Raw genomic sequence first — 7,893 nt, 5'->3', positions numbered from 1 at the left:
GAGCCCGGTCGGTAGGCGCAGGGAAACAGTGATTTTCGATCGCTGAGAATCAGATGAATATCGCGAATCGGCTGCGCCGCGCCGCAGGGGCGGGTGATGATCCACGTCGTGTTGTTGAGGGAGGCCGGCCGGCGCCGGGCCGCACGTGGTGCGGCCCTGGTCGCGCTGTCCCCGCTCGTGGCCGCCTGCGGCTTCGGTCACGACGGCGGCGGGACCTCGGTCTTCAAGGTCAAGGTCGGCGAGTGCTTCACGGCGCCGACCTCGGTCAAGGCCCAGATCAGCGACGTCGACCAGGTGCCCTGCACCAAGCCGCACGGCAAGGAGGCGTACGCCGCGGCCGTCTACACCCCGGCCGCCGGTGCCGACGGCAAGGCCAGCAGCGACTTCCCGGGCAACGACGCGCTCGCCTCCTTCGCCCAGGGGGCCTGCGCCCAGCGGTTCACCGCCTACGTCGGGGTGAGCTACCTCGACTCCTCGCTGTTCTTCACCTATCTGGCGCCCTCGGCGCGCAGCTGGCAGGACGACGACCGCACCGTGCTGTGCTTCATCACCACCGACGGCAGGCCGCTGACCACCTCGGTGAAGGGCAGCAAGCTGTGAGCCGCGCACGCACCGGAGGAGGACGCTGATGGGCGGTCCGAACGTGGTCGGCACAGCGACGCTGACCTGTATCTGGGGGGCGGCCCCGTCGACCATGACGGTGCTGCCGACCGCGCGGGTGATGATCGAGGGCCAGCCGGCCGCGACGATCATGGACAACCTGCCGCTGGTCAACATCCCGCCCTTCGGGATGTGCTCGAGCATGTCCAACCCCACCGTCGCCGCGGCCACCGCAGCCGCGCTCGGCGTGCTCACCCCGATGCCCTGTGTGCCGATGCTGCCGGCCCCGTGGGCCCCGGGCTCGTCGACCACGATGATCGGCGGCAAGCCCGCACTGACCAACCCGGCCACCTGCAACTGCGCCTGGGGTGGAGTCATCACCGTCACGATGCCGGGGGCGGTGAAGACCATCACGAACTGAGTCACGACCCGATCCACAACCTGAGTAACAAGCGATACCGGCCGCTCCGGCCTGGACGACTGCGGGCTCGGCGCCGTCGTACGACCTGAATGCATCACCCCACCCTGATCAGTCACGTCTTACCTCTGGGAGCAACTGCATGCCTACCTACACCGCCCCGGGCGTCTACGTCGAAGAGGTCACCTCCTCGCAGAAGGTGCTGACCGCCGCGCCCACGGCGATCGCCGCCTTCGTCGGCTTCACCGCCACCGCCCCGACCGACGACCCCAACGACCCGCAGGGTCTGGCCCCGCGCCTGGTCACCAGCTGGACCCAGTTCGAGAGCCTCTACGGCGGCTTCGCACCGGGTTGCATGCTGCCGCTGTCCGTCTACGGCTACTTCGCCAACGGCGGCTCCATCGCCTACATCTGCCGCGTGCCCAACACCGAGCCCGCCGGTGAGCCGGCCCGCCTGGCGCTGCCGGCAGCGGACCGCGCCCTCGGCCTGCCGGTGGCTGTCGAGAGCCTCGAGCCCGACGCCGACATCGCCGTGGCCGTCAGCACCGACGACCCGGGCGAGGCCGACGACGACGGCCCCGCCACCTTCACGCTCACGGTCCTGGAGGGCGGCGAGCCGGTCGAGTCCTTCTCCGGCCTCAGCTTCGCCAAGGGTGACGCCAACGTCGCCACCAAGGTGAACGCCACCTCCACCAAGATCAAGATCGACTTCGACCTGGCCGAGGACGCGGACGTCGCCAGCCAGCTCGAGCTGCTCAAGCCGGGCGTGTACGACCTGGAGAAGGCCGCGCCGGTCCCGGTCGCTGTCAACGGTCGCAAGTTCGCCGGCTCGGAGTCGGCCCGTGCGGGCATCGGCGGTCTCGCCGTGGCCGAGGACGTCACCATGGTGGTCGTTCCCGACCTGGTCACCGCCGCCACGAAGGAGGACGGCACCGTCGACCTCGGGCTGTGGAAGGCGGTCCAGACCGCGCTGATCAGCCACTGCGAGCAGAACGGCAACCGGATGGCCGTCCTCGACGCTCCTCCGGGCATGAACCCCCAGCAGATCAAGGAGTGGCGCTCCGAGGTCGCGATGTACGACTCGGCGTACGCCGCCCTCTACTACCCCTGGATCAAGGTCGAGAACCCGATCGGCGTCAACGGCGACAGCGAGATCCTGATCCCGCCGTCGGGTCACATCGCCGGCGTCTGGGCCCGCACCGACGACACCCGCGGCGTGTGGAAGGCCCCGGCCAACGACACCATCCGCGGCGTGCTCGACCTGGAGCGCACCGTGTCCCAGAACGAGCAGTCCCTGCTCAACCCGATCGGGATCAACTGCATCCGCCCGTTCGGCACCCGCGGCATCCGGATCTGGGGTGCCCGCACCCTCTCCTCGGACACCGACTGGACCTACATCAACGTCCGTCGTCTGTTCAACATGATCGAGACAGCGATCCTCACCGGCACGCAGTACGCCGTCTTCGAGCCCAACGACGTCACCCTGTGGGAGGGCGTCAAGCGGACCGTGAGCGGCTTCCTGCGAGGCCTGTGGAGCGCCGGCGCCCTGTTCGGCGCCAGCGCTGACGAGGCGTTCTACGTCAAGTGCGACGCCGAGACGAACCCGCCGGAGTCGATCGACGCTGGCATGCTGGTGGTCGAGGTCGGCATCGCGCCGGTCAAGCCTGCCGAGTTCGTGGTCTTCCGGATCAGCCAGAAGAAGCAGAGCGCTGCCTGACCGGCGCGCCGTCACCCCCACCTCAGACGTAGACAGACAGGGAGCGCACCATGCCCAATGACCTCATCTCCACCGACCCGATCGTCGCGCAGAACTTCTACCTGGAGCTCGACGGCGTCTCGATCGTCCTCTCCAGCGTCGGCGGACTCGACCTCGAGTTCGACGTCGTCACCATGTCCCAGGCCGGCCCCGGCGGGATCAAGCAGCAGGTCAAGACCCGCGGCTCGGTCCTCAAGGTCTCCGACCTCACCATCACCCGGATGGCGCCCAAGGACGCGATGAACGACCCGATCTGGAAGTGGTTCTACACGATCCACGACAAGGGCTTCGTGATCGGCGACCGGACCAACAACCGCAAGAACGGCTCGGTCGTCCTCTACGACTCCTCGCAGGCGGAGATCGGCCGGTACAACTTCTTCAACGGCTGGCCGAGCAAGATCTCCACCGACCAGATGAGCTCGGACTCCAACGAGCCGGTCAAGGAGAACATCACCTTGGTGATCGAGCGCCTCCAGCGAGTCAAGTGAGTCGTTCGTGACGCTGCGTACTTCTTACGAGTTCACGCTTCCGCGGGGGTACGTCGACGGGAGTGGCCAGCTGCATCGCACCGGGACGATGCGGCTGGCCACCGCCCGCGACGAGCTCGAGCCGCTGCGCGACCCCATGGTCAGCGGCCCGGACGACCCGCGGCTGACGATCCTCGTGCTGACGCGGGTCATCGAGAAGCTGGGCACCCTGGAGATGGTCACCCCCTACGAGATCGAGGGGCTCTTCGCTGTCGACCTGGCATTCCTCCAGGACTTCTACGGAGTGATCAACTTCGGCAACCAGGCCGAGTACGACGCCCTGATGCGGGCCCAGGAGGAGTCCGACCTGCTCGGGTCCCCCGCGCCCGCATCCGCCTCCGGCCCGGTGGCACCCGCCGCCGCGCCGGAGACGCCCGGGGACGGGTCCGCGGGACCGCCGGCGGAGACGCCGGTGCCTCGCACCGGGATGCGCAGCGCCATCGAGGAACTGCCGCGGCGGTCGCTCTAGGTCATGCTGCGCTACCCCACCGACGCGCTGTGGCAGGAGATCGCCTTCCTCGCCTACCACCTGCACTGGTCCATGGACGACCTGCTCGACCTCGAGCACATGGACCGGGTGCGGATGGTGCGCGCCGTGGTGAACCTCAACGAGCGGGCCTGGCAGTCGGTCCGTGAGTTCGGTGCCTGAGAGGAGATCCGATGAGCATCACCCCCTCGTCGGCCGCGTCGCCGGCCGCACAGAACCTGCTGGGCTCGGACCTGGCCACGGCCAGCCGCTTCCTGTTCGAGCTCGACGGCGCCGAGATCGGCGTCTTCTCCTCCGTCTCCGGCCTGGAGATGACGGTGGAGACCTATCAGATCCTCGAGGGCGGCCAGAACGGCTTCAGCCACAAGCTGCCCGGCCGGGTGACGTGGCCGAACCTGATCTTCCGGCGCGGCGTCACCGACAGTGACGCCCTGTTCGCCTGGCTGCAGAAGAGCTCCGGCGAGGGGTTCGCCGCGTCGGGCAACAAGCTGACGAAGTCGACCGGGGCCGTGACGGTGATAGGTCTGGACGGCAGCCGGCTGCGCTCGTGGAACTTCAACGACGTGTGGCCGGTGCGCTGGAAGGGCCCGGACTTCGATGTCAGCCGGGACGACCCGCTCCAGGAGGAGCTCGAGATCGCCCACCACGGCTTCGTCTCCGCCAAGCCCGCCACCGCCTAGTCACCGCCCCCGAGCCACCGCCTCTTCCGTCCGATCCCCGATGAGTGAGATGACCAGCGAGCAGGTCCCGTACCAGGACAGCACCCGACTCGGCCGCGAGGTCGTCGGGCGCATGCGCCTGCCCGGCCCGCCGGCCGGGCGGCCACTGCCGACCCGGATCGGCTCGCTGGCCTCCTCGGTGGAGCGGTTCTCCTCCTCGCTGTCGCGTCCGGTGGAGGTACGCCGGGCGCTTCGCGGCCCCGGCTCGCAGGACGACTCCGTCCGGCCGCCGCGCTGGTGGACCGGCGGCACCGATGCCGATGCGACCTCGGCTTCCTCCGCCGGTGCCGCGCCGGTGGCGCCGCGGCGTCCGGGAGGTGCCCCGCCGTGGCTGACCGGGGCTCGGTCCCAGCTGTCCGAGCAGGAGCTGCCGACGCGTGGTCTGCCGCGTGCCGCCCGCGCGGTGCAGAACGAGGAGTCCTACACGCCCGGGGGGATCCTGGACGGCCTTCAGGGCCAGGTCGTGCGGGTGCGCCGCCACGACGAGGTGAGCGCCGCCGGTCCGATGCTGACGTCAGGCGACACCGCGCGGCTCGGCGCTGCGACGGTGCGCCGGCGGATGGAGTCCGCCCGGTCGGCGGCCGCCTCCGCGCCGGCGCCCGCCCGGAGGGTGCCCGCTGCTGCTGCTCCTGCTCCTGGTCCTGGTCAGGCTGCGCCCGCGACGGCGCCGCCGGCGCAGGGGTTGGCCGGGCATGCGGCGGCCCCCGCCTCCGGTTCCGTCGCCGGCTCGGCTCCGGCTCCGAGCGGCGGGCCCACGAGCGCGGGGTCCACGAGCGGCGCCTCCACGCGCGGCGCGGCGCCCGCCGCGTCCATCCCTGCTGCGCCCGACTCGCCGGCTGTACCGGGCTCGAGCTCCGCGTCGGTCGGGTCCACGCCGCCGCCTTCCGGCGGGACGGTGCCCGCCACCTCAGAGGCATCCGGCTCGGCGTCGACGACGGCGCCGGTGACCCCGACGGCCGCCGTGACAGCCCTCGGGGCGGCTCCGGGGGGCGCCCCCGCGGGGAGCGACCCGGCCGGTGCACCGTCGCCCGCCGCCGCACCGACGCTGCGCCGGGCCCCCTTCCAGCTCCGCCCGCTCGCGTCGAGGCTCGCCGCGGCCAGGGCGCGCCGCGACAGCGCCGAGCTCACCGCCGCCGGAGAGCCCGGAGAGCCCGGACAGCCCGGGGACGCTGCCGTGCGGCGTTCGCTGGTCGCGGGTGCTGCCGGCGGGACGGCGCTCGCCGTCCGGTCGGACGACGCCGCACGCCCCGGAGCGCAGCTCTGGAGCCGTGCCCGGCACCACCAGGCGGCCGGTCTGCGCGGCGAGGACCGGGTGTTGCGCCGGAGCGTCGGCACGGTCGAGCACGTCAGGACGGCGACGGCCGCCCTGCTGGCGGACCAGCCTTCGGCGGCCCCGGCCGCACGGCCGAGCCGGCGCGAGTCCTGGGCCGGCACGTCGGCTGTCGTGCGCCGCCGGACGCTCGAGCGGAACCAGGCCGCTGCCTCGGCCGGCGCCGGACCGGCTGCACCCACCGCTTCCAGGGCCGGCGGCGGCACGTCGGCCGGTTTGTCGGCCGGTTCGTCGGCCGGTTCGTCGGCCACGTCGTCGGCCACGTCGGCCACGTCGGCCACGTCGTCGGCCGGAGCGCCCGGCACTGCCGGACGCTCCGCGGCCTCGGCCACCACCGCACAGGCGGCGGCTCCGGAGCCCACCGCGCCCACCGCGCCGGCGAACGTCGGACGACCGGCGGCAACACCGGCGACAACACCGGCGACGACACCGGCGACGACACCGGCGACGGCCCCGGTCCGCCGTCAGGTCGAGACCCGTGACGCCCACCCCGGCGCCCTCGCCCACGACAGCGGCGACTGGTCGCGCGCCTCGCTGAGTGCACTGCGCTCGGTGACGCCCGGCCTCGGCCTGGCGATGCCCGACCTGCTGACCCTCGGGCCGCGCGCCGGCCGCGCGGCGGAGAGCTCCGGCGGCCTGCCGAGCGGGTTCGGCGGCTCCGCCCAGATCCGGCCCGCGACGGCCGGCCTCGGCACGGGCGCCCTGCCCACCGCGCCTGCCCTGCGGCCCACCGCTGCGCGCGAGGCTCGCTCCGGCGACGACCCGGCCGCGCCGGTACGGCGACAGTCCACCAGCCGACGCACGCACGCCGGCGGTGGTCTCGGACTGCTGACGCCCCGGCTGACCCGGCCGCAGCCCGCCGCCTCGGGCGACGCCGGCCCCACGCCATCCGGCGATCGACTCCCGCGCATGCATGAGGCCGGCACACGGGATGGCACCACGCCTGGAACCGGCGCGCCGGCCGGCCGCGCCGGCCTGTCGGACCCCGCTGCGCCGCCGCTGCGCCGGGCACCCGCCACGCGGTCGCTCGCCCGGCCGGCCGCGTCCGGCCGCGTCGCTGAGCCCGGCCGGCGGAGCGGGATCGACCACACCGGAGCCGAGCCGTCCTCGGCCCCGCCGTCGGCCCCGTCTTCAGCCCCGACCTCGGCGTCGCCCGCCGCCCCGGCCGCCCAGCCGAGCCCCCACGCGACCCAGGCCCCGCCGGTACCGGCCATGCCCGCCGGCGGAGACGCCGCCGCCCTTCGGGCGTTCCTGCATGCGAGCACGCACCCCGGCGCGCACCTCGACAGCGCCGCGGCGGCGAACGGAGCCGCCAGCGCCGCGCCGTCGAGCGCGTCCTCCGCCGCCCCCGTCCGCCGCAGGACCGGCACCCCGCGCGGCGCCGCCGCCGACACCTCGTCGAGCAGCCGCCGCGGCGCCGCCCGCAGCGGCGGGCAGAACCAGCCAGGCCGTGTTGCGTCATGGCTGGAGCCGTGGATCGAACCGGACCAGAGATCGGACCAGAGCAGGAGGGAGGGCGCCATGTCGAGTCACGTTCCGGAGGGTCGGCCCCGGCCACCGGTGATGCCGCTGCCGCCTGCCTCGGCCTCGCAGGACGGCAACCTCCCCGAGCCGGTACGGCGTTTCCCGTTCCGCGGCGGGAAGGGCCAGCGCCAGGAGCCGAACGCGACGCAGTCCGGGACGGCGCAGAAGCCGACCGGGGGTTCGTTCCTCGAGCGGACAGCGCACCTGTTCAGCTCGCCCGCCGCCACCCGACCCGCCGGTGGCGCCGCCGGCGCGGCAGGCGGCTTCTCCGCTGCTGGCGGCGCGGTGGACGCCGCGGCGCTGGCGTCGGTCATCTACCCGGCGCAGGCGGCGGCCGGGCAGGCCGGACCCGCCGTACCCGCCTCCGGCTCGCTGGATCCCCAGCAGCTCGACGAGGTGATCGCCGCCGTGGTCGACCGGATCGAGCAGCGTGTCGTCGACGAACTCGAGCGGCGCGGTCGCCGCTCCGGAAGGGGCGGTTTCTAGTGAGCGAGCGAACCAGTCGACACAGCCTCGGTGACCCCTCATCGGT

General features: G+C 73.1%; 8 protein-coding genes. All 8 read left to right on the top strand.

Annotated features, from left to right (window positions below; genetic code table 11):
• The first annotated feature begins 96 nt into the window (after nucleotides 1–96).
• The 8 genes from P5P86_RS19400 (at nucleotide 97) to P5P86_RS19365 (ending at nucleotide 7,847) form a co-directional block, all read left to right on the top strand.
• Nucleotides 97–600: a septum formation family protein gene (locus P5P86_RS19400; protein ID WP_280609090.1), complete on the top strand. Its 504-nt coding sequence runs from the start codon at nucleotides 97–99 to the stop codon at nucleotides 598–600.
• Nucleotides 601–628: 28 nt separating this feature from the next.
• Nucleotides 629–1,021: a DUF4280 domain-containing protein gene (locus P5P86_RS19395; protein ID WP_280609089.1), complete on the top strand. Its 393-nt coding sequence runs from the start codon at nucleotides 629–631 to the stop codon at nucleotides 1,019–1,021.
• A 139-nt stretch (nucleotides 1,022–1,160) separates the two neighbouring features.
• Nucleotides 1,161–2,735 carry a phage tail sheath family protein gene (locus tag P5P86_RS19390; protein WP_280609088.1) on the top strand — a complete coding sequence of 525 codons (1,575 nt, stop codon included), beginning with the start codon at nucleotides 1,161–1,163 and terminating at the stop codon, nucleotides 2,733–2,735.
• A 50-nt stretch (nucleotides 2,736–2,785) separates the two neighbouring features.
• Complete coding sequence (locus P5P86_RS19385; RefSeq protein WP_280609087.1) at nucleotides 2,786–3,262, top strand: phage tail protein; 477 nt, start codon at nucleotides 2,786–2,788, stop codon at nucleotides 3,260–3,262.
• Between the two features lie 7 nt (nucleotides 3,263–3,269).
• Complete coding sequence (locus tag P5P86_RS19380) at nucleotides 3,270–3,770, top strand: hypothetical protein (RefSeq protein ID WP_280609086.1); 501 nt, start codon at nucleotides 3,270–3,272, stop codon at nucleotides 3,768–3,770.
• Between the two features lie 3 nt (nucleotides 3,771–3,773).
• Nucleotides 3,774–3,950: a DUF6760 family protein gene (locus P5P86_RS19375; protein ID WP_017935846.1), complete on the top strand. Its 177-nt coding sequence runs from the start codon at nucleotides 3,774–3,776 to the stop codon at nucleotides 3,948–3,950.
• Between the two features lie 11 nt (nucleotides 3,951–3,961).
• Complete coding sequence (locus tag P5P86_RS19370) at nucleotides 3,962–4,468, top strand: phage tail protein (RefSeq protein WP_280609085.1); 507 nt, start codon at nucleotides 3,962–3,964, stop codon at nucleotides 4,466–4,468.
• 40 nt (nucleotides 4,469–4,508) lie between these two features.
• Nucleotides 4,509–7,847, top strand: a complete 3,339-nt coding sequence (locus P5P86_RS19365; RefSeq protein ID WP_280609084.1) for a hypothetical protein — start codon at nucleotides 4,509–4,511, stop codon at nucleotides 7,845–7,847.
• Nucleotides 7,848–7,893: the final 46 nt, after the last annotated feature.

The organism is Nocardioides sp. BP30 (genome assembly GCF_029873215.1).
Lineage (GTDB): Bacteria > Actinomycetota > Actinomycetes > Propionibacteriales > Nocardioidaceae > Nocardioides.
The sequence above is the reverse complement of the archived record's forward strand: the minus strand, read 5'-3'. Positions and strand labels throughout refer to the sequence as shown.

Coding starts and splice junctions, on each gene's coding strand:
- P5P86_RS19375 (WP_017935846.1), top strand. CDS start 3,774: ATGCTGCGCTACCCCACCGACGCGCTGTGGCAGGAGATCGCCTTCCTC.
- P5P86_RS19395 (WP_280609089.1), top strand. CDS start 629: ATGGGCGGTCCGAACGTGGTCGGCACAGCGACGCTGACCTGTATCTGG.
- P5P86_RS19385 (WP_280609087.1), top strand. CDS start 2,786: ATGCCCAATGACCTCATCTCCACCGACCCGATCGTCGCGCAGAACTTC.
- P5P86_RS19390 (WP_280609088.1), top strand. CDS start 1,161: ATGCCTACCTACACCGCCCCGGGCGTCTACGTCGAAGAGGTCACCTCC.
- P5P86_RS19370 (WP_280609085.1), top strand. CDS start 3,962: ATGAGCATCACCCCCTCGTCGGCCGCGTCGCCGGCCGCACAGAACCTG.
- P5P86_RS19365 (WP_280609084.1), top strand. CDS start 4,509: ATGAGTGAGATGACCAGCGAGCAGGTCCCGTACCAGGACAGCACCCGA.
- P5P86_RS19400 (WP_280609090.1), top strand. CDS start 97: ATGATCCACGTCGTGTTGTTGAGGGAGGCCGGCCGGCGCCGGGCCGCA.